The sequence below is a fragment of the Janthinobacterium sp. LPB2021202312-11-4 genome (genome assembly GCF_037049705.1).
GTDB lineage: Bacteria > Pseudomonadota > Gammaproteobacteria > Pseudomonadales > Pseudomonadaceae > Aquipseudomonas.
On sequence record NZ_JBAGKV010000044.1, the window covers coordinates 1 to 22,731 of the forward strand.

Annotated in this window: 16 protein-coding genes; 1 reads left to right on the top strand and 15 read right to left on the bottom strand. The window is 58.2% G+C overall.

Annotation, left to right across the window (positions count from 1 at the left end; genetic code table 11):
* The 3 genes from V5E99_RS28645 to V5E99_RS28655 all read right to left on the bottom strand — a co-directional run.
* Positions 1-521, bottom strand: a 521-nt coding sequence (locus V5E99_RS28645; protein ID WP_499805762.1) for a hypothetical protein, incomplete at its 3' end; no start/stop codon positions are given.
* Between the two features lie 246 nt (positions 522-767).
* Positions 768-1,631, bottom strand: a complete 864-nt coding sequence (locus V5E99_RS28650) for a DUF4123 domain-containing protein (protein ID WP_499805763.1) — start codon at positions 1,629-1,631, stop codon at positions 768-770.
* Positions 1,622-3,676, bottom strand: a complete 2,055-nt coding sequence (locus V5E99_RS28655) for a type VI secretion system Vgr family protein (RefSeq protein WP_499805764.1) — start codon at positions 3,674-3,676, stop codon at positions 1,622-1,624. The genes V5E99_RS28650 and V5E99_RS28655 overlap by 10 nt, the downstream gene beginning before the upstream one ends.
* Positions 3,677-4,052: 376 nt before the next feature.
* On the opposite strand from V5E99_RS28655, the gene V5E99_RS28660 reads away from it, so the two are divergent.
* Positions 4,053-5,354: an OprD family porin gene (locus V5E99_RS28660; protein WP_499805766.1), complete on the top strand. Its 1,302-nt coding sequence runs from the start codon at positions 4,053-4,055 to the stop codon at positions 5,352-5,354.
* Positions 5,355-5,462: 108 nt separating this feature from the next.
* On the opposite strand, the gene V5E99_RS28665 is transcribed toward V5E99_RS28660, so the two are convergent.
* The 12 genes from V5E99_RS28665 to V5E99_RS28720 form a co-directional block, all read right to left on the bottom strand.
* Entirely contained in the window at positions 5,463-6,083 is a 621-nt protein-coding gene (locus V5E99_RS28665; RefSeq protein WP_499805768.1) for a transglycosylase SLT domain-containing protein, read from the bottom strand.
* Between the two features lie 235 nt (positions 6,084-6,318).
* Positions 6,319-7,263, bottom strand: coding sequence for a carbohydrate kinase family protein (locus V5E99_RS28670; protein WP_499805769.1), 945 nt, complete (start codon positions 7,261-7,263; stop codon positions 6,319-6,321).
* A gap of 13 nt (positions 7,264-7,276) precedes the next feature.
* Positions 7,277-8,773: a xylulokinase gene (gene xylB, locus V5E99_RS28675; protein ID WP_499805771.1), complete on the bottom strand. Its 1,497-nt coding sequence runs from the start codon at positions 8,771-8,773 to the stop codon at positions 7,277-7,279.
* Between the two features lie 149 nt (positions 8,774-8,922).
* Positions 8,923-10,395, bottom strand: coding sequence for a mannitol dehydrogenase family protein (locus V5E99_RS28680; protein WP_499805772.1), 1,473 nt, complete (start codon positions 10,393-10,395; stop codon positions 8,923-8,925).
* Positions 10,396-10,410: 15 nt separating this feature from the next.
* Positions 10,411-11,514: an ABC transporter ATP-binding protein gene (locus V5E99_RS28685; RefSeq protein WP_499805774.1), complete on the bottom strand. Its 1,104-nt coding sequence runs from the start codon at positions 11,512-11,514 to the stop codon at positions 10,411-10,413.
* A 146-nt stretch (positions 11,515-11,660) separates the two neighbouring features.
* Entirely contained in the window at positions 11,661-12,491 is an 831-nt protein-coding gene (locus V5E99_RS28690) for a carbohydrate ABC transporter permease (RefSeq protein ID WP_054046221.1), read from the bottom strand.
* A gap of 10 nt (positions 12,492-12,501) precedes the next feature.
* On the bottom strand, positions 12,502-13,428 hold the full coding sequence (locus V5E99_RS28695; protein ID WP_499805776.1) for a carbohydrate ABC transporter permease: 927 nt from the start codon (positions 13,426-13,428) through the stop codon (positions 12,502-12,504).
* A 124-nt stretch (positions 13,429-13,552) separates the two neighbouring features.
* Complete coding sequence (locus tag V5E99_RS28700; RefSeq protein WP_499805778.1) at positions 13,553-14,863, bottom strand: ABC transporter substrate-binding protein; 1,311 nt, start codon at positions 14,861-14,863, stop codon at positions 13,553-13,555.
* A 313-nt stretch (positions 14,864-15,176) separates the two neighbouring features.
* On the bottom strand, positions 15,177-16,082 hold the full coding sequence (locus V5E99_RS28705) for an AraC family transcriptional regulator (RefSeq protein ID WP_499805779.1): 906 nt from the start codon (positions 16,080-16,082) through the stop codon (positions 15,177-15,179).
* A 73-nt stretch (positions 16,083-16,155) separates the two neighbouring features.
* Positions 16,156-17,022: a phosphatidylinositol-specific phospholipase C domain-containing protein gene (locus tag V5E99_RS28710; RefSeq protein WP_499805780.1), complete on the bottom strand. Its 867-nt coding sequence runs from the start codon at positions 17,020-17,022 to the stop codon at positions 16,156-16,158.
* A gap of 161 nt (positions 17,023-17,183) precedes the next feature.
* Positions 17,184-18,500, bottom strand: coding sequence for a glycosyltransferase (locus tag V5E99_RS28715; RefSeq protein WP_499805782.1), 1,317 nt, complete (start codon positions 18,498-18,500; stop codon positions 17,184-17,186).
* 133 nt (positions 18,501-18,633) lie between these two features.
* Complete coding sequence (locus tag V5E99_RS28720; RefSeq protein WP_499805784.1) at positions 18,634-22,662, bottom strand: hypothetical protein; 4,029 nt, start codon at positions 22,660-22,662, stop codon at positions 18,634-18,636.
* Positions 22,663-22,731 lie beyond the last annotated feature (69 nt).

A 22,731-nucleotide genomic window follows, 5' to 3' on the forward strand; every position in this document is an offset into this window, starting at 1 on the left:
AGGTAAGTCTGTATGCGTGTACGTGCCTCTAAAGCTCCGGGCGAGAACAGGTTGCCACTTTCATAGATGTAACCTTCTACTTTGGCTTGAGCGATGGCGATATTTTTCAGCTTCGTCCATTCGTGATAAAGCTTCTGCAGGCTTTGTCCCTGCTTGTTCGCTTCAAGCAAGCTGTCCTGCTGCTGGCTGGCCAGTTCACGATTTCGGGAATAGTCCGATTGATCAGGCAGTTTGTCGAGCTTGGCCGAATTGCCTGCTTCTCTGCTGACGGCCTTTAAGCGCATCGCCATCGTTGGCTGAGCGATATCTGGCTCTTGCGCCTCGATCTCAAACATCCGGCTTTGTTCTTCGCCTTTCAGGAAGTTAGTCAGCTTGGGCTCCAGGAAGTACTCCAGCAACCCCGTTGCATTCATCCCTTTCAGTCGTTCCTCGGGCGATTTGCTAGCACTGACATGCTGCTCAAGCTCGTTCATCGCTTCTTTAATGGAGCTCGCCGCTTTTTCAGGCAACAGGTAAAACATTTTTTCTTTTGTGGCGTAAATCACTTCGCCATAAGTAGTCGAGCAGGGCGTTTTAACTTGATCAAACGCGTTCTAGCAGCTTTGAGGCGCTTCAGGTTGTGGATCGAGTTCCATGGCGGGCGGTTTTGCGACGGGGGCAGTGCCGGCGGATGGCTGTGCCGCAGGTGTGGTCACGTCAACCTTAGGTGCTGCGCTATTACTGGATTCCATAAATGCTTCCATTCATTCGTGACACGGACGGGTTCATCAGGCGGCGCTGGTGGCGAGTTGCTTCAGCTGTTCAACCTTGATGAACGACTCTTCCCTGGATTGCAGGATGGCCATGGCCTGGGGCTGTGTTTCGAGCAGCGGGCCGTTGGCGATGTGGGCCAGTTTGAGCAGGTGGCGGCCTTCGTAGATGTTGTGGTTGACCAATACATCGAGGTTTTCTGCGATGTTGGGCAGTTCTTCTTCTACGGGTTCGCCGAACGCGGCGTACTGCTCGTCTACCCAGTAGACCCAACCCAGTCGCGCTTGAACCTTGGGTGCATCGTCGGGGATGTTGAACGCTGAGACGTCGCCTAGCCATTCGAGTTCCGAGACGGGGCGCCAGCTCAGCCAATTTCCGTTGCCTGCACCGAAGTGGGCCGGGGCAGGGGTGTAGACGTGTTGCCATGGACCAAAGAGCTGGTACGCGTTTTCGCCAGCGGTGTAGGCCAATGCGGCCCACAGGCTGGGCTTGTGATAGCTCAGCAGACTTTGGCCGCCAGAGCCATCATTGGCGCGCAACAGCCAGCGCGCATGGGCCAGGGCCTTGAGTGGATCGTCGGTGGTCAGGGCAATGCCGGAATAGTTTTCTTCACACAGCTTCGCAGCTTCGGCGGCCAGGCGACTGCCCCACGGCGCGGTGAGCCACAAGGGCCCGTCAGCGGCCATCTCGGCGAAGTCGGTGCCAATGAACAAGCCTTGGGAGGCCATCGGTTCGCCGACGCGATAGAGGCGGCTCATGGCCTCAGGCTGGCGGGCGCGGTCGATGATGAAGCACAGCGCTTGGCTCGACGGCTCTCTTGGCAGTTGCTCGAACGCATAACGGGGTTCGACGAGGAGGGTGTTCAACGCTTTTACATGCATGTGCAATCCTTACGGGTGCAAGCACCATTGCTCTGTTTGCCGCACAGCGGAGTAATGCCCGACTCGTTCAGGCGTTTTGGCAGGGGTATCGGGACCAGACCGGCCTTGTCCGCATCCGCCACCTTCATCGGCCCCGGCAACAACGGCGCAGCCGGCGTCCCCGCGCCCGGCCCACCCCCGGAGTTAACCTTCACATTAGCGCCACTGATCGTCACGCCCCCCGCATCAATCTTCACAAAGCTCCCGCCGGCCTTGGCGGTCAGCTCCATGCCGCCCTCAACCACAACCTTTTCCCCAGCGTTGTAGTGAATCTCCTGGCCCGCTTCGACAAACTGCCCGGTCCCGACCTTCACATGCTGGGTCACCGCGACCGTCAGATGATCATCCGCCCGGGCTTCAGATTTACGATCCAGATGGGTGATGCGATGTTCTTCAACCTTGAACTCACTAAAAACATTCGCCTCAACGGTGTCGTGCCGTTCATTGCCAACGCGAATCTTCTGGTCATGCTCAATGTTTTCATCCCAATCCCGTTGGGCGTGCAGATAAATCTGTTCCGCGCCTTTCTTGTCTTCAATCCGAAATTCGTTGTAGCCCTTGCCACCCGGTGAGCTCAGCGTCTTGAACGTGCTGCGGGTTTTGTTCGCCGGCAGGTCGTAGGGGACGACGTTTTCCTTGTGGTACAGGCAACCGGTGACCAGCGGTTGATCCGGGTCGCCTTCCATGAAGGACACCAGCACTTCCATGCCGATGCGCGGGATGGCGATGCCGCCGTAGGCGTTGCCGGCCCAGCCGGTGGCGACGCGCAGCCAGCAGGTGGTGTTGTCGTCGGCCTGGCCTTCGCGGTCCCAGTGGAACTGGACCTTGACGCGGCCGTATGGGTCGGTGTGGATTTCTTCGCCCTTGGGGCCGGTGACGATGGCGGTCTGGCTGCCGAGGATTTTCGCTTTCGGGTGTTCGAGGGCAGGGCGGAAGTGTGCGTCCCACGGGGTGGCGAGGAAGCGGTTGCGGTATCCCTGGTGGAAATCGTCTTTATTGTCAGTGACGTCACTGGTGGTGTTTTCGCCGAGTACTTGCGGCTGTTTGCCTTCGTGGACGACTTCCAGCAGCAGCCAGAGGTCGTTCCACTCGGCGCGCGGGTGTTCGCTCAGGGCCAGGAAGTGGCCGCTGACCAGGATCGGCTCGTCACTTTTGCCTTCGGCGAGTTTGTAGTCGCTGCGATGGCGTTCCAGGGCGCGGGTCGCCAGTTGCTTGCCGCGCTCGCGGTCGGTGAAGCGGCCGGGGTAGTCGTAGTCTTCGAGGTCCGGGGCGAAGGTGCTTTTGGCGTTGCCTTCGGGGAGGATGCGCGGTTTCTCGAAATCGTAGTCCCGGCGGCTGACGCGGGTGGTGCGGGTTTCCAGGCGCAGGTTGAAGCGTTTGATCACGGTTTTTTCGGCGGCCATGCCGGAGTCTTGCTGGTAGCTCACGGGCGCGAGTTTGCGGAACACCGTTTGATCGTCGCCGAACACCAGTTTGTGACCGCTGGCCGAGTGCTGGAAGTGGAAGTGGATGCCTTCTTCTTCGCACAAACGCTGGATGAAATGCAGGTCGGATTCGTCGTACTGCACGCAGTAATCGCGTTCGGGGTAGATCGCGCCGAGTTGGAAGCTGTAGGCGTCGGCCAGGATGCCCCGGGCTTCGAGAACCTGGCCGATGATCTTCGGTACGGTCAGGTGCTGGAAGATCTGTTGGTCATGGTTGTGCCGCAGGTAGGCGAGTTGCGGCACCAGGCTGAGGCTGTAGCGGGTCAGTTTCTTGCCGGAATCACCTTGCTCGATGCGATAGACCAGGCCATGGATGATGCCTTTGCCGGTGGCGCCGAAGGTCAGGCAGCCGGGTTTGTGCAGCAGCTCTTCGAGTTTCAGGTCGGGGCGGGCGCTGACCAGTTCGATGTCGAAGCAGAACGGTTGGTTGAGGGCTTCGCGACCGACGAAACTGAGCACTTGCAGGTCGGCGGAAACGCCGTCCAGCGTGAGGGAAATATGGATTGCGTTCGCGTCCAGCATGCCTTGAGTTCCGTCCTTTGAATAAGCTGGGGCGGATGGTGCAGGATTAAGCGGGCTCGTTCAAGGCGCAAATGCCGTAGTTAGGACGGACTCAGGGTATAGGGAAAACCCCTATGTACGGGTTTTTGGTCAATGAATACGGGCGGTTTGTTCGCGATGCATTACGCGTCGGATCGCATGGGACGATGCCTGTGCGCAAGAACAGACAGTCATTTTCAGACTAAAGTCGCCTTCAGAGCGTAACAGCCTTCTGCCATCATTGTGGCTCACCCCTGTGTGTCTCACTTCACTCTGGCCTCCGTTTCGGGTCCAGGGCGGAAGCTATTTTTTGGCTTATTGCGCCTTGCGCAAACGCTGCATTGTTGGAGCTTTTTTCATGCGTCCCCCCTTTACCCTGATCACTCCGCGCCAGTCATTCGGTTTCGGCGTTTTAATCCTGTGCGCCGGATTTGCCGGGCCGGTGTCCGCCAGCGGTTTTATCGACGACACCACTGCGAAAATCGAATCGCGCACGCTGTATTTCAACCGCGACTTTCGTGACGGGCACACCAGCAACGACCAAGGCGCGTCCAAGCGTGACGAGTCGGCGCAGGGTTTCATTCTCAATCTTCAATCGGGGTACACCGAGGGCACCGTCGGTTTCGGGATCGATGCGCTGGGCATGCTCGGGCTCAAGCTCGATTCCAGCGCCGACAGCAGCAACAGCGGCTTGCTGCCGTCCAGCGGCGAGAACCCGCGCGGCTCGAAAGACCAGTACGCCAAGCTCGGCCTGACCGCCAAAGTGCGCGTGTCCCAGAGTGTGTTGAAGTACGGCGCGTTGCTGCCGGATGTGCCGCTGCTCAAGTACAACGATGGCCGATTGCTGCCGACGATGTTCAACGGCGCGATGCTCACCTCCAAAGAAGTCAAAGACCTGACCTTTATGGCGGCACGTCTGGACAAGTACACCGCCCGGGACTCGACGGATTCGCAAGACATCCGCGTGCACTGCAAGAACAAGCGTTACGCCTGTAATGTCACGGCTGATCATTTCGACATGTACGGCTTCGACTACAAGATCAACGAACGCCTGACCGCCCAATACCACTACGCCGAACTGGAAGACATCTACCGTCAGCACTTCGTCGGTTTGCTGGCCAACCAACCGTTGGGCGATGGCGTGCTCAAGGCGGATTTGCGGGTGCTGAAGAGTGCCGACAGCGGCGCCGCTCGCGCCGGTTCCATCGACAACCGCGCCCTGAGCGGCATGCTGGCCTACGCCATCAGCGGCCACACCTTCAGCGCCGGCTGGCAGCGCATGAATGGCGACAACTCGATGCCGTACCTGGATGGCACCAATCCGTATCTGGTCAACTACGTACAGGTCAACGACTTCGCCGCCGCGCAGGAACGTTCGTGGCAGTTGCGTTATGACTATGACTTCAAGGCGATCGGGCTCAACGGCCTGAGTTTCCTGACCCGTTATGTGAACGGCGACAACATCAAAGTGCTGGGCAGTGATCAGGAAGGGAAAGAGTGGGAGCGCGACAGCGAACTCAAATACGTGGTGCAAAGCGGGACGTTCAAGGATGTGAGCGTGCGCTTGCGTAATGCGACCTACCGGACGAACTACGAGAAGTTTGCCCGGGACGTGGATGAGACCCGGTTGATTGTGAGTTACAACTTTTCGGTGCTCTAACAGGTAGGAGCTGCCGCAGGCTGCGATCTTTTGATCTTGCTTTTAAAAATCAAAATCAAAAGATCGCAGCCTGCGGCAGCTCCTGCGGGAGGGCGGCCAACTGCTGATTTAGAGCCAATGCCAAAACCGGCTCCAAAACCCACGATTCAGATCGTTTTTGCACCCGGCATACTGCTGCGCGTACATATCCGATCGGCTCTGCACCTTGCCCGCGGTTTGCATCAACCAAGCCTTGCTGGCGTAGGTCTTCTGACGATACCCGCCCCAACCTTCGTGATAGTTGAGGTACTGCCCGTAGGCATCGTATTTGTACACGCCGTTGATGGACGTGGTTTTGTCCATGTACCAGCCGACAAAGTCGATGGCGTCATCGAAATCCTCTCGGTCGGCGCCACTTCTGCCGGTGCTTTTTTGATAGTCGGACCAGACTTCATCCTTGGCCTGGGCGTAGCCCGACGCCGTCGAGACCCGGCCCCAGGGGATGATCCAGAGCAGGTATTTGCGCGGCGTCTTGGCGTCGTGTCGGTAGCCGGATTCTTGATACATGATCGCGAAGGGCACCTGGATCGGCACGCCCCAGCGCTTTTGCGTGACCTGGGCGGCGTCGTACCAGTCGCTCTTTTCCCGGAAGATCTCGCAGATATCGTTGGGGGAGCGTGGCGGCGAAGTACTGCAACCGGCCAATAGTGTTACGAGTAACAAAAGTCCAGCGGTCTGCCTTGAGTTCAAAAGCCCATCTTCCCGTTATGCGCGTAAAAAGGGCGACAGTTTACCCACTCAACGCATAGACGGGGGTTGATTGTGAGTGACATCTTTCAGGGGGATGGTCTTGGGATTGGCTGTGTGAGGTAGACCGCTTTCGCGAGCAAGCCCGCTCCCACACTGGATCGTTGCCGAACACCAAATGTGTGTTCACTGAAGATCTACTATGGGAGCGGGCTTGCTCGCGAAGAGGCCATCAAACTCAGCGCAAATCCAACTGCTGCCGATACGGCAAATCCGGCCCGGTCTTGCTGCACGTCAGCGCCGCCGCTTTCACCGCAAACTTGAGCATGGCGTCGATCTGCTCACGGCTCAGCCGCTGCACACCGTCCACCGAGTCCAACTGATGTTCGGTCAACCAGGTAATCAGCGCTGCCTGAAAGGTATCGCCAGCGCCCACGGTGTCGGCGATTTTCACCGCGCTTGCCGGCACCGACCACGAACCGTGCGCGCGACTGAACACTGTCGCTCCCTCGCCACCACGGGTCAGGAATACCAACTGACAGCGATGTTCCAGCCATCCTTCAATGACCCGCTGAGGGTCCTGCTCGGGATACAGCAGGCTCAAGTCTTCATCGCTGACCTTGATCAGGTCGGCCAATTCCACCAACTGCGCAATCCGCGAACGCCACAAATCGATGTTCGGCTCAGGATTCAACCGCACGTTCGGATCAAGGCTGATCAGGCGTTTGCCGCTTTCACGCTGGACCAGCGCCAGCAGCGTGTCGGCAATCGGTTGCACCACCAGCGAGAACGACCCGATGTGCAAACCGCGCACTTCGGGGCCCAGTTCCGGCAGATGCTCCAACTTCAACTGCCGATCCGCGCAACCTTCGCCCCGGAAGCTGTAGTGGGGCGAGCCGTTGGCGCCGACGGCGACCATCGCCAGGGTGGTCGGCGCGGCGAAGTCCACCAGGTAGTCCGGGCGCACCCCTTCATCCTGCAACACTTGCTGCAAGCGGCGGCCGAGGTAGTCGGTGGACAGCCCGGCAAACAGCGCCGCGTCCATGCCCAAGCGGCGCAGGCCCACGGCGACGTTGAACGGCGAGCCGCCGGCAATTGCCTTGAAATTCACGTTTGAAGCCAGACCGCTGGCATCGTCTTCGCTGAAGAAATCAAACAGCGCTTCGCCACACACCAGATACATAATTGTTCGCTCTTTAAAGGGTTGCGACATGCTGTTGATAGCGTTCATAGGCCTGCTGCGCGGCCGCCACGTTGTCGGCGATCGGCAGGGTTTCGCTGGCCAGGTCGAGTTTTACGCAGCGCTCGCACAAATTCGCCAACGTGCTTTCATGGCCGTTCGACCAGGATTTGCACCACGCCGCTTGAATCGCCGCGCCGAGGGCGGCGGCTTCGCTTTGTTCGGTGCAGATGACTTTGGTGTTCATGATGTCGGCGACGATTTGCCGCCACACCGGGCTTTTCGAGCCGCCGCCGATCAAGCAAATGCTGCGGCTTTGTAAGCCATTTTGGCGCAACAGGTCCAGCCCATAACGCAAACCGAAAGTCGTGCCTTCGACCACCGCGCGGCACAGGTTGGCCTGGGTCAGGTTGGTCATGGTCAGCCCGTGCAGGCTGCCGGTGGCGCGGGGCAGAGCGGGGACGCGTTCGCCGTTGAGGAACGGCAACATGCACACGCCTTCGGCCCCGATCGGCGCTTGTTCCACCAACGCGTTGAAACGCTCGATATCCAGTTCGAACAGTTCGCGAATCACCCCGGTGGCGTTGGTCAGGTTCATCGTGCAGATCAATGGTAACCAGCCGCCGCTGGAGGAGCAGAACGTGGCCACCGAAGCGTCGGGGCTGACTTTTGGCTGTTCGGCATAGGCGTAAACCGTGCCGGACGAACCCAGGCTCATGGTGATCGCCCCTGGCTGGATGTTGCCGGTGCCGATGGCGCCCATCATGTTGTCGCCGCCGCCGCTGGAAACGATGGCATGCGGGTTGATACCCAAGTGCTCAGCAATGCTCGGCAGGATCGTGCCGACCGCTTCATGCGCATCGATCAACTCCGGCAACGCCGCTTGCAGGCGTCCAGTGGCGTCGATGTCCCGCAGCAACTGCAAGTCCCACTGGCGAGTGCGCACGTTGAAATAACCGGTGCCCGACGCATCGCCGTATTCGCTGCAACTGCGGCCAGTGAGCCAGTAGTTGAGGTAGTCGTGGGGCAGCAGGATGCGGGCGATGCGGGCGAAAATTTGTGGGTGTTGCTCTTTGGTCCACAGCAGTTTGGACACGGTGTAGCCGGGTGCGATGACCAGGCCGAGGCGTTCAAGCGAGCCTTTTTCACCGCCCAGATGCGCCAGCAGACGGTCGTTTTCCGGAGTGGACTCGGTGTCGCACCAGAGCTTGGCCGGGCGCAGGACCTGGCCTTGATCGTCGAGCAGCACCAAGCCGTGTTGCTGGCCGGAGACGCCGATGCCGAGGATGTCCTGGCCGTCGACCTTGGCGGCGAGCAGCGCGCGGCGGGTGGCGAGGGTGAAGGCGTCCAGCCATTCATTGGTGTCTTGCTCGCGGCGACCGTTGGCACCGCTGATCAGGGTGTGGGCCGCAGCGCCCAGGCCCAGCACCTGACCGCTGACGGCGTCGAGGATGATCGCTTTGGTGCCTTGGGTACCGCAGTCGATGCCCAGGAATAGTTGTTGGTTTGCCATGGTAGATCCTTGGTGTGTCAGGTCGATCTTGGTGAAGCTGTTCGCGGGCAAGCCTCGCTCCTACAGGTTTGATGTCGATCGTTAGGCCGACGGCAATCCCTGTGGGAGCGGGCTCGCTCGCGAAGACGGCGGTGATTTCACCGCCGCACTTACGCCAACACCCGCTCCAACGTCCGCGTCACGCCCACTTCCCGCAAGCTGTTAACGCACCACTCAAACGCCGCCACAAACTCAGGCGAACGCGGTATCGCGGTACCGAAAATCTCCTCAACCTCCAGCAACCGCTGAGTGATCAACCCGTCATCCGCCACCAACGCCTGGCAGAACGCCGCTCGCGGATCAGGAATCGAGTAGGTATCGCCGTTCTCATCCACGCCCTTCAGGTACAACGCCCAGGCCGCGACGACCAACGCCGCACGCTTGGTCTCCTGACCGTCGGCAATCAAGCGGTTGATCGTCGGCACGGTGAACTTCGGAAACTTCGACGAGCCATCCGAGCACACGCGCTCCAGTTGATCGGCAATCGCCTGATTGGAAAACCGCGCCACCAGGGTGTTTTTGTAGTCTGTCAGGTCGATTCCTGGCACTGGCGCCAGTTGCGGCGTGACGTCCAGGTCCATGTAAGCGAGCATGTAGCGCACGAACAGTGGGTCATTCATGGTCTCGTGAACGAAGCGGTAACCCTTCAAAAACCCCAGGTACGTCAGGGCCAGGTGGCTGCCGTTGAGCAGTTTTATCTTCATCTCTTCGTAAGGCGTGACGTCGTCGGTGAATTGCACGCCGACCTTTTCCCAGGCCGGGCGACCGTTGACGAACTTGTCTTCCAGCACCCATTGCACAAACGGCTCGCACACCACCGGCCAGGCATCGTCGACCGCGTGTTTGTCGTGCAATTGCAGCTTGTGCTCGGTGCTGGTCATCGGTGTGATGCGGTCGACCATGGCGTTGGGGAAACTGACGTTACTGTCGATCCAGTCCCGCAAATCGGCATCGCGCAGGGCGGCAAAGGCCAGCAACGCCTTGCGGGTGACCGCGCCGTTGTGCGGCAGGTTATCGCAGGACATCAGCGTGAACGCCGGCGTCCCGGCAGCGCGACGTTTGGCCAGCGCCGCGCAGAGGAAACCGAACACGGTTTTCGGTGCATTCGGATTCGCCAGGTCGTGCTGGATCTGCGGCAGGTGGGCCATGAACTCGCCATTGCTGTCGTCTATGCAGTAGCCGCCCTCGGTGATGGTCAGCGAGACGATGCGGATCTCTGGACTGGCGAGTTTGTCGATCAACGCCTCGGCGCCGTCTTCGGCCAGCAACATGTCGCGAATCGCGCCGATCACCCGGACTTCGGTGTCATCGGTGTCGCCCAGTTCAAACAGGGTGAACAGGTAATCCTGTTCTTTCAGGTCATCCCGGGCGCGGCGGTCTTCGGCGCGCAGGCCGACGCCGCAAATCGCCCAGTCCAGGCCTTCGCCGGTATTCATCAGCGCATCGGTGTAATACGCCTGATGCGCCCGATGGAAACCGCCGACGCCGATGTGGGCGATGCCTTGGCGCGTATCGCTCAGGGCGTAGGCGGGCAGCACTACCTCAGGCGAGAGGCGGTTGAGGTTCTGTTTATTGAGTTTCATCGCGGGCTCTCTAAATCAGGCTGCGGCGCGCAACGGGCGGGTCAGCGCCACGCCGTCGGCATCGAATAAATGGCAGTGTTCGGCGTCCAGGTGCAGGCTCAGCGACTCACCGTAACGGCTGGCCAGATCACCGCGAACACGCATGGTCAGCGCTTCGCCGGAGGAGGTCACGACGTGGCAGAAGGTGTCGCTGCCCAGGCGTTCGCTGACGTCAGCGGTGACCTGCAAGGTGCAGTCGCCGGGTTGCGCCAGGTTCAGGTGTTCCGGACGAATGCCCAGGGTCACCGCGCCGCCGACGCCCAGGTTGGCGCCGCTCAACGGCAGGGTGATGCGGGTGCCGGCGTCCAGCTGCACTTCAACGTTCTGGCTTTCGACGCGGGTAACCTTGCCCTTGAGGAAGCCCATTTTCGGCGTACCCAGGAAGCCGGCGACAAACAGGTTGGCCGGTTGGTGATACAGGTCCAGCGGTGAGCCGACCTGTTCGATTTTGCCGCCATTGAGTACCACGACTTTGTCGGCCATGGTCATGGCTTCGACCTGGTCGTGGGTCACGTAAATCATCGTGGCTTTGAGTTCTTTGTGCAGGCGCAACAGTTCCAGGCGCATTTGCACCCGCAGGGCAGCGTCGAGGTTGGACAGGGGCTCGTCGAACAGGAAGATTTTCGGGTTTCGCACAATCGCCCGGCCAATGGCCACCCGCTGACGCTGGCCGCCGGACAGTTGCTTCGGTTTGCGTTCCAGCATCGGCCCGAGTTCGAGGATGCGTGCCGCTTCACCGACTTTCTTCTCGACTTCGGCTTTCGGTACGCCGGCCAGATCCAGGGCGAACGACATGTTCTTTTTCACGGTCATGTGCGGGTACAGAGCGTAGGTCTGGAACACCATCGCCAGGTCACGCTTGGCCGGGCTGACTTCGGTGATGTCGCGGCCATCCAGTTCGATGGTGCCGCCGCTGACTTCTTCCAGCCCGGCGATCAGCCGCAGCAGCGTGGATTTACCGCAGCCCGATGGGCCGACGAAGACCACGAATTCCTTGTCATTCACTTCCAGGTCGATGCCCTTGATGATGGAAAAGCCTTCGAAGCCTTTTTGCAGATTCTTGATTTTCAGGTTGGCCATGGTGATGGGCCTCCACTTGTTGTTATTCAGTTAGGCGCGCCTTCAAGATCAAAAGATCGCAGGCTGCGCCAGCTCCTACACGCAGATCGCCTGAACCCCGGGCACCCCGTAGGAGCTGCCGAAGGCTGCGATCTTTTGCTTCTAAGTCATTTCACGGCGCCGAACGACAGGCCGCGCACCAGTTGTTTCTGGCTGATCCAGCCGAAGATCAGGATCGGCGCGCAGGCCAGGGTCGATACGGCCGACAACTTGGCCCAGAACAGACCTTCGGGGCTTGAGTACGAGGCGATCAACGCGGTCAGTGGTGCGGCTTTGGACGAGGTCAGGTTCAAGGACCAGAACGCTTCGTTCCAGCACAGGATCAGCGACAGCAACACCGTGGAAGCCAGGCCACCCTTGGCGATCGGCAGCAGCACCCGGACCATTTCCTGCCACAGGGTGGCGCCATCCAGGCGAGCGGCTTCGAGGATGTCTTTGGGGATGTCCTTGAAGTAGGTGTAAATCATCCAGACCACGATCGGCAGGTTGATCAGCGTGTAGATCACAATCAGCGCGATGCGTGTATCCAGCAGGCCGAAGCTCTTGGCCAGCAGGTAGATCGGCATCAGCACGCCCACCGGCGGCAGCATCTTGGTGGAGAGCATCCACAGCAACGTGCCTTTGGTGCGCTTGGTTTCGTAGAACGCCATGGAGTAGGCGGCCGGCACCGCGATCAGCAGGCACAGGGCCGTGGCGCTGAACGAAATCACCACCGAGTTCCAGGCGAAGCTGAAGTAATCGCTGCGCTCGTTGATGTGCAGGTAGTTCTCCAGCGTCGGCGTGAAGATGAACTGCGGCGGCGTGGCGAACGCGTCGATTTCGGTTTTAAAGCTGGTCAGCACCATCCAGAAGATCGGGAAGAAGATCAGGATCGCGATGGCCCAGGCCAGGGTGCCGAGCAGCAGACTTTGCAGACGGCGGGATTGTTGGAGAGTCATGGCGCAGGCCTCAGGCTTTGTCGGTCAGGTTTTTGCCGATCATGCGCACCAGCACGATGGCCGCGACGTTGGCAATCACCACCGCGATCAAACCGCCGGCGGACGCCATGCCGACGTCGAACTGCACCAGCGCCTGGTTGTAGATCAGGTAGGCGAGGTTGGTCGAGGCGTAGCCGGGGCCACCGTTGGTGGTGGTGAAAATTTCGGCGAATACCGAGAGCAGGAAAATCGTTTCGATCATCACCACCACCGCAATCGGCCGTGCCAGGTGCGGCAGGGTCAGGTGCCAGAAGATCGCGATCGGGCCGGCACCGTCCAGGCGTGCGGCTTCTTTCTGTTCCTGGTCGAGGGACTGCATGGCGGTCATCAGAATCAGGATCGCGAAGGGCAGCCATTGCCAGGACACGATGATGATGATCGACAGCAGCGGGTAGTGGGCCAGCCAGTCCACCGGTTGCGCGCCGAACAGCTTCCAGACGTAGGCCAGAATCCCCGACACCGGATGGAAAATCAGGTTCTTCCAGATCAGCGCACCGACGGTGGGCATGATGAAGAACGGCGAAATCAGCATGACCCGCACGATGCCGCGCCCGAGAAACTCACTGGCCTCCAGCAACGCACTGATCAACACGCCGAACACCACGCTGATCAGCAGCACGCTGCCCACCAGTAACAGGGTGTTGGTGGCGCCGGGCAGGAAGCCCGAGTCGGTCAGGAAATAGGTGAAGTTCTCCAGCCCCACGAACTCGTTCTCGCCGGGGTTGAGCAAGTTGTAGCGGATCACCGAGAAGTACAGGGTCATGCCCAGCGGCACGATCATCCACAGCAGCAACATCGCTACCGAAGGGCTGACCAGAAACCAGCCGGGGTTGGACAACCGGCTTTTACGCACCGGTTGGGGAATGTCCATTTGAGCTTTGGCAGTTGAAATATTCATGGCGAAAGAACCGATTGGGAACAGGCAGGTGAAGATCAACTGTAGGAGCGAGGCTTGCCCGCGAAGGCGGCTTGTCTGACACACCGCTTTCGCGGGCAAGCCTCGCTCCTACAGAGGGCGCGGGTTACTTGGGATAACCGGCGCGCTTCATCTCACGTTCGGTGGTTTGCTGGGCGGCGGTCAGGGCCTGGTCGACCGTGGTCTGACCGATCAGCGCCGCCGAGAACGACTTGCCGACCTGGGTGCCGATGCCCTGGAACTCAGGAATGGTCACCAACTGGATGCCGATGTACGGCACAGGTTTGAGGGTCGGTTTGCTCGGGTCGGCGGTTTTCAGCGACTCGAGGGTCACCTTGGCGAACGGCGCGGCGCTCATGTAAGCCTCGCTGTAGGTCGAGGCCCGGGTGCCTGGCGGCACGTTGGCGATGCCGTCTTTCTCGGCAACCAATGCGCCGTATTCCTTGGAAGTGGCCCAGGCACTGAAGGTTTTCGCCGCGTCCTTGGCCTTGGAACTGGTCGGAATCGCCAAGGCCCAGGAATACAACCAGGCCGAACCCTTGTCGGTGGTTTCGTGCGGGGCGTAGGTGAAGCCGACGTGCTCGCTGACCTTGCTTTGGGTCTTGTCGGTGACGAAGGAGCCGGCGACGCTGGCATCGACCCAGATCGCGCACTTGCCGCTGTTGAACAGTGCCAGGTTTTCGTTGAAGCCGTTGCTGGAGGCGCCCGGCGGGCCGGACTGCTTCATGGTATCGACGTAGAAATTCAGCGCGTTTTTCCACTCAGGACCGGTGAACTCCGGTTGCCACTTCTCATCGAACCAGCGTGCACCGAAGGAGTTGGCCACGGTGGTGATCAGCGCCATGTTTTCGCCCCAGCCGGCCTTGCCGCGCAGGCAGATGCCGTACTGTTCTTTGTCTTTATTGGTGAGTTTTTTCGCGAATTCGCCGATCTGGGTCCAGGTCGGGTGCTCGGGCATGGTCAGTCCGGCGTCCTTGAACAGATCGGTACGGTAATAGGTGATGGAGCTTTCGGCGTAGAACGGCAGGGCATACAGCGAACCCTTGACTGACAGGCCCTCACGCACTGACGGGAATACGTCGTCGAGGGCGTAGCTGGCCGGCAGGTCTTTCATCGGTTCCAGCCAACCTTTGGCGCCCCAGAGTGCGGCTTCGTACATGCCGATGGTCAGCACATCGAATTGCCCGCCCTGAGTCGCGATGTCGGTGGTCAGGCGCTGGCGCAGGACGTTTTCTTCGAGCACCACCCAGTTGAGCTTGATGTCTGGATGCTCGGTCTCGAAGGTTTTCGAGAGCTTTTGCATGCGGATCATGTCGCTGTTGTTGACGGTGGCGATGGTCAGAGTCTGAGCGCCGAGGCTGACGCTGCTGAGGGTCATGCAGGTGAGGGCAAGCAGAGCTTTTACAGAAGGTTGCATCGTGCACTCCTTTTCTGCACCCAGGGGGGACAGAAGGACAGTTATTGTTTTTGTGTCTTCCGCGGCAGGAAGAATGTGCACTGATTACAGCCTTCAATTGAAGTGCTGACAAATCATCCGTCGCACTTTAATCGATACTTTTTTGCACTTGGGTTTGGCGTGTGAGGTGCGGGGTAGGGCTTTTTAGAAGGTCGGCGCTATTGAATGTGTATAGGTTTTTGGGGTGGGAAGAGCAAAAGATCGCAGCCTTCGGCAGCTCCTGCACGGGATCGCATTTTCCGTAGGAGCTGCCGAAGGCTGCGATCTTTTGACTTTAACCGAGGTTTTGCTCAGTCAACCGCTGTACCGCCAGCCGCCGATAATGCGAAGGCGTCATGCCCTTGAGCTGCTGAAACCGGCGGTTGAAGTTGGAAATATTGTTGAACCCCGACTCGAAACACACGTCGGTCACCGGTTTGTCGCCATCTGCCAGCAATTCGCAGGATTTGCTGATGCGCAGGCGATTGACGAATTCGATGAAGCAGCGGCCAGTGGCCTGTTTGAACACGCGGCTGAAATAGGTCGGCTTCATCCCCAAATGCTCGGCGACTTCTTCCAGCGGCAGCTCCCGGGCGTAGTGGGCAAAAATGTAATCCACCGCCCGGTTGGTGCGATCGACGTTATGTTCATCCGCCAATTGCGGCGTCGTGGCCCCGGCCAGCAGTTGGTAATCGTCAGAGGCGGCAAGCAATTCCAGCAGAATGAAAAAGTGCCCGAGTCGGGTGACGCCTTTGGTCTCGGCAATGCGCTGCATCAGCGTCATGGCCTGGCGGATGGTGTGTTTGCAGCGAAATTCGATGCCGTATTTCGCACGCTCCAGCAGCGGCGCCAAGGTCTTGAGTTCGGCGAACACCAGATGGCCGCTATCGAACAGCTCGTCGGTAAAGTTGACCAGCATGTCGCGCTTGGGCACCACTTCGTCCTCGGCCACCTGGCTGATCCAGTTGTGCGGCAGGTTGGGGCCCGTCAGGAACAGCGTTTCCGGGTAGAAGTTGCCGATGTAGTCACCGATGAAAACCTTGCCGGAACTGGCCACGATCAGGTGCAGTTCGTATTCCTTGTGGAAATGCCAGCGCACCAACGGGCACGGAAAACCGTGTTGGCGATAGATGATGGACAACCCGTTGTGGTCGTCCATCAATTCGTAGGAAGGATCGGTAACTCTGGCAGATCGGGTCATGGCAGGACGCTTTTATTGTTATCGCTTACTGATCATGCCTCTTTCCTGCCTGGCAATGCCAGCGTCCAGGTACTCAGCCGCGCTGGCTGACTGCCTTCATGCTATTGGCTACCCAGCAATAACCAACAATCTCTGATTCATCGAAAAAATCGGTGCTGATGATGCTGCAACGAGTCACCCAGTCCCGGGATGAGTGAAACCAGTCGTTGATGTGCTGCTTGATGTCTACCGGCCCGCCGAGGAAGGTGTAGCTGGTGGCGGTCAGGGACCACAGATAGGAACCGAAGCGAGGCGTATCGAGGGTACGCACGATATGTTGGCGCAGTGCGCTGATATCGGTCAGCCGGGACCCGCTCCAGCGGTGGGGGATTCGGTTCCAGAAGTACTCCATGTCCAGCTCCACGGAATCGCTGGCCGCCAGGACAACCCGTTTTTGGCTGCTGGCGGCCTTCAGTTCACCGACCGTCATGTGCTCATGCTGGGGCGAAATGGCCCGTGCCCCAAGGCGTCGCACCAGCAGGTTGCTGAATTGGCGGTAGTCGAAGTCTTGCTCACCGTCGCGCAACTGATGAAAGTCCAGAATGATGAATTCGTCCGGGTTGCGATCCAGGAACCCGTTCACCGCATCGATCAGTTCATCCAGCACCCGGTGGGACTGGTAGCCGTTGTGGTGGAAGTAGTACTCGCCCTTGGGCGTACCGGGCCGGTAACCCAGGCGCAGGTCAAAGGCCCGTGCACCGTTGGCGAGTTGCCAGGCAAAGGAATCGTTCTGGCAGGTGGTCCAGTTGCCGATGATGACGTCGTAATTGGGGGCTTTTTTGTCCATCCCGGCGTTATGGACGCCGGGCCAAATGAGGTCGATGAGTTTCAAGCGGTCGATGTCGGGGACTTTGCTCATCCAGCGTTGTTTATCGACATTGGAAGTAGGGCTGTTTGGCATGTTTCATGGCTCCTGCCTGAGGCTTGGCTCCCCATCCATGGGGAGCGAGCGGTCGTGGAAAAACGGCTTCGTGACCAAAGCCTAGAAGCGGAATCAGATTTATCCAGTCATGGAAACATGTACATAAACATAGCCTTACGCCACTAATGCGATGTCTTTTATCACCCTCGAGATTCGGAAACGGACGACTCGACGCGACGATTTTTCGCCTCGATCCATTGGGCCATGTACTGCGTACTTTTATGCGCGTGGTGGCGAAGCATGGCGCCGGTGAAGTTGTCGCGTCGGCGTTCAGCCAAGTCGCGACGACACGCTTGCAGGCGCTCGATCAGGGCCGGGCCATGCACCGATTGGCGGTAGTGGGCCGCCAGCAATTGATCACCATGGCGTTGCGCCGCTGTCCAGCGTGCCTTGTCCTGATACAGCGCAACGGCCGCAGTGGCGATGGCCTCGGCGGATTCGCCAATCGCGCCGGGCCAGGGCTGCCCATCGCTCATGCCTTCGGCACCGACGGGCGTGGTGACGTTCGGCGTGCCGCACAGCATGGCGTCGACGATTTTGCCTTTGATCCCCGCGCCAAATCGCAACGGAGCCAGGCAAACCCTGGCGGCCGACATCACTTGCAAGGCGTCTTCAGCCCAGTTCATCACGTGAAAGCCCTGCGCCGGGTTGTGCAACGCCGTGGCCTTGGGCGGCGTGTAGGCGCCATAGAGGTGCAGTTGCGCGCCGGGCAGTTGTTGGCGGATCAAGGGCCAGACAGCGGTTTTCATCCAGAGCACCGCGTCCCAGTTCGGCGCGTGGCGGAAATTACCGATGCTGAGAAAGTGCGCGCGATCTTCAAACGCCGTGTGGGCCGTCGCCGGCATCTCGGGCATCAAGGGGCACAGGTGCAGCAGGTCCGGGGGCAGTTTGAACTGTTGCACCAGCAACTCGATTTCCACGGGGGAAATCATCAGGCTCAGATCGCAGCGATACAGCGCGGCGATTTCGCGTTTGGCCAGATCGGTGCCGGCCATCAACTCAAACTCTTCACGCAACGCCGGGGCAAATAGATCGCTGAAATCGTTTTCATCAGCACTGGCCTTCAGACGTTCCTTGAGCCGTTGCTGCCGGGCGTGTCGCAGGCTTTGCAAGTCGGAGGTTTCAAGCACGCGCAGCGCATCGGGGCAGTGTTTCTCGACGCGCCAGCCGAACTGTTCCTCCATCATGAATTGATCGAACAGCACGATATCCGGGGCCAGTTCGCCGATAAATGTGTCGAAACTGCTGTTATTCAGCTCAATGGCACACTCGCGGATGCCCAGCGCGGCGAGGTCCGCCTTATGCTCGCCGACGCCCGCCGGGCTGCTGAACGTGACGTCCCAGCCTTCCTGCAAAAACGTGTCGAGGATTTGCATCACATGCCCACTGGCCGCTGAAGAGCGGGGTTCGGGCCAGACGTAACCAATGACCAGGACTTTGGTTGTGGGCTGACTCATGGACGGTGTTCCTTTACGGCAGACGGGCGGGGGAAAGCAAAAAGGGGCGCAATTAAACCACAGGTTCCTGACCCAGGCTTCAATGCGCCCCAGTTCGGTCCGCTCAACGGCTCGGTTATATCAATGGGGCGCGTTAAACCGGATTCAGGCTCACCAGCACCTCCCAGCCAACGTAACTGCCGCTGTTCCTTTCAACGGCTTTTTTCATGCCCTCCACGTTTTCCAGAAAGACCGGTTTGTCGGTGGTCAATTGGCTCAACAGTGATGTCGCCAGTGCGAACGAATCCGCGTTATCAACGGCCGCAGCCTTGTCCAACTTCAGAAAAACAGTCCTGTCGATCGCTTGAAACTCCTTGATTGCCTGCTCGTCGAGAGTGCTGAGCTTTTGGCGAGCGACTGTGTGGAGGTCATCGAGTTTATCCAGGATTTTCTTATTGATAAGACCGAGGTGATTGAGCGTGTCCTTATCGATATCGTTCAGTTTGTTGATGATGTTCCTGTCCAAACTGTAGATTTCCTTGAGCGTCTTCTCGTCGGTTGCGATCAGTGTCTTCAGGGCAATTTTCTGGCTGAAATTGCCGGAAGCAAGGTTTAGCAGCAGTTTTACGTCCAGACGTTGGTAGTTGCCTTGGCGTTCCAAAGCGGGAATCAGCGCATAGGCATGATCCAGCGTATTTGGCGCGCCGTGAAACAGTTCATGAATAAGGGCGTCGGCAACAGCCGAACGGCTGAAGCCTTGAACGCGAAACTCGTTATTAAATCGATGGGTGTAAATAGTCATGAAAGGTTGTTGCTTTATCTGGGTGGGACTGGCCGCTTTCCACCGCCTGTAAAGTTCCGGGTTCAGGGAGGCAAGAACGTCTTTTCGGTCGCTGTTTTTATAGTTCGTTACGTCATACCTGTAGTTTTCAGGTGTGATCCTGGCAATCTCCGACTTGACCTCCTTGAGGTGTTGCAGAACTTTATTCCGGCTCTGGACCGTGTTGTCGCCCAGCAGCAGTTTCAGCACCATTCCAGAGTCATAGTCCAGACTTTTGTCTTGCAATACCCGGATCGCATCGTCAATTTTGGTTCGTGCCAGTGGCAACGCATCCCTGACGACTTTACGGCTATAGGTGGCTGGCATCAGTTTGTGGAGTTTGGGCAGGTGCAGCGTGCTGATGATGTCAAAGTTCCGGAGCTTCGCCCCCCACGGTTGGCTTGCTCGGTTGAGCGCGTACCATTGGTCGTTGTGTCGCGTGGCGACGATCATCAGTGACTCGGCCGCCGAATCCAGAGGCCGCCAATGGCCGACGTTGATCTCGGAACGCTCAGCGGCCTTGATCAGATCATAGGATTGCGCGCTGCCCGTCAGCTTGTGCAGTTGCGCGGTGACATTTTTCAGGGCGCTGTTACCGCTCTGGTTGAGCTTCAGGAGTTTTACGCCGCCGCGTATCAACTCCGGTACTCCGTCCAGCGGATTGAACAGTTGGTTCACCAAACCGGCGCCCACTTTAGCCATGCTGGCGGCTTTTGAGGCCAGGGACGCGGTTTTAGCCGCGATGCCGACCATTTTGGCGACCGCACCGACCACTAAAAGAAGTGTCATTGCCGCTTCAACCGTGCAGAACGCCCAGCCTTCGGCCTGACGATCCGGGTCGTCGGAGTTGATATCTTGAATGCACGATTTGAACGGGACGATGATGTTGATAATCGTGTCCGTCACCGCATCGTACTCTGCTTTTAATCTCTCAAGTTTTGTCTGTCCCCAACACTCTTTGAATAATTCTTCATAGGTTGCGATGGGGCGCTGCTTTTGTATGAACGCCGCGAGGTGATTGAACTCGCCACCGTAAAAACTTTGGTAAGAGCCCCGGCTTTGTTGCGTTGAATGTGCTGCCATTGCGGGTAGTACGGCGAGCTTTTCAATAACGCCAACGCTGGAGGGTTTAATGTCGGGGGTTACGCCGTGGGTATAGCACTCAATATCAGTGGGTAATCGATACACCGCAGAAGGCCGACCGTATCGCTTAAGGCTGCCAGAGAAGTCTGTGCGCGGAGTCTGATTCAACAAACCTTGCCCGCTGATCAGTTCTGCGAGCGCAGGGTTTTCACGGCATAGGCCATGCAGGGTAAATAATTCGTAGCAATACAACTTCCCCTCGAAGTAGGAACCTATCACCACGCCATAACGACCAGTGGCAGCATCTTTGTCACCCTGATTCTCCTTGTAACCTAACTTGGATAGTTCGGTGAGGGTGTGGGTGAGCAAACTAAGCGGATTAATACTTATCTTGATTTCGGGTGTGGGGATGATCGCGACTGAAGGTCGAACAGTGAACAAGCTTATTTGCCCCCGCAGCAATCGAGTGCGATCGAGGGTGGGGAGCGTCATCATGGCCAGTTTAAAACTGGTGATCATTGCCTCTGAGAAGTGGGTGTAGGCCTGATTGAATAGTTGATTGAACTCGGGTTTTAATCGATGGGTTTCATTGTTGATAAACGGATAGGTCTCATAGACGCTGGCTTTTTTCACAACATCCCATTCGCGATAGGCGAGTTCATTCGACATCAGCAACTCAACCAGCGACATGGGCTCCGATGTTGAAAATCCTGGACGGGGTGCGAGTGTTTTCCTGCTATAGAGAATTTCATCTTCAAGAAACTTGCACCCAGGTGCGGTTATTTTCAGAAGCCTTCGCGCGATGTCTCGTCTTGTCGGGAATTTTTCCGACAGTCTGGTTTGGACCTCGGCATACCGTCCAAGGTGCTTTTCATAGGCAGAAGTCGCTGTATCGACGGCACCGGCATGGGAGCTTTGCACATCGTCCAGGGTGATAACGTCATTGAGCAGCGCCCAGTCGAGCAAGGGGTCCACGGCAAGCAGGTTAGTGATGGTCGTCAGCGACTCATCCGCCAGTTCTATCGTTGCCAGCTTATTTATTTGCGTATAGGTCATCAGGCGCGAAGAACCTGGCGCGTTGAATTCCACCAACGCTACTGCGCGGCAGAACTCCACCCATTGCGGGGTGCCCAGTAGCAGGGTGGGCGGCAGGTCTTTGACCAGGAATTCAGGCGCGATGCCTGCCAACAGCAAGTGCGACGCCAGGGGCGCGGTTTCCTTGCTGACACCCGAGTGCTTGATCAGATGATGTTCCAACGCACTTCTTACGGCAGAGAAAGTCTGTTCAACATGCTCAGTGGCGTACAGATTAAAACCGGCGACATGGTTGCGAGGCTGTGCTTCGCCTATGGACGGATGCAGGTCCATCAGTACAGCGGTCAGCACCACTTGTTGCAGATACAGATCGGACAGCGGTTGATCGCTCGATGCACCATACCAGTCCAATTCGTTGATATAGCCTTTGGCCCATGAGGCCGCGATGGAATCGGACGCAAGTATCAGTAGTTGGTCATCGGCGCTGGCGCGATTGATGGACGAGAACTGATAGCCCATGGCAATTTTTGCCAGTTTGTCCAGCAACTTCCCGCTTCCTTGGGTGTGGTGATGGGTCAGGGCTCTTATTTGGCCACGCTGTGTACTGGAAAGGGTGACGGGGCTTTGCGTTACGGTCGAGAGCATTTCCCAATAGTTGCCCAATGGGGGGCTTTTCGGCAGGCGCAGTTCCAGCAATGTAACAAGACGTTGTGTTTCTGCGGCGGTGGACGGAATGGGATGGTCATGGAATCTGAGCCATTGCGTCATGCTGACCCGGTCATCGAGCGTCACCGCGCCGTGCAGGACAATCGCGACTTCAGTAAGGGTTTTCAGGTCATCGTCCAACTCGGGGTCAAGCTGGGTTTGGGTGGTCAGATTGTGGGTGAAGTTGCCGGCCAGCGCGGTGATGCGGCCGTTATCCGTGACCTGGAACACGGCATCTACCGACAATCGGTTCTTGGCCAAGATCTTTTGGAATGCAGATTTCTTGATCATCCGCTTTAACAGTTCAATGCCGGGAGCCATTGAACTTTCAAGGCTTGAATCGCGCTCCAGGGATATACGCGGTATTGCCCAGATGGGCGCAAAGTCTGTGCTGTTGTCGTCCAGCATGGTTTTTAATCGGCCGATAACTTCCAGTCGTTCACTGTCGTCGCTGCTCGTTGGGTCAACCATGTCATGGGGAGTGCTGCCTGGTCGCGAAAGGTGTCGTGCGGCGATAGCGTGATTGTTTGTGTTGTTCATCTTGAATCCATTCAAGGTTTATTAAGTATAAGGCGGCAGTTATCGCTTTTCGTAAAAAAAGCAGTGATC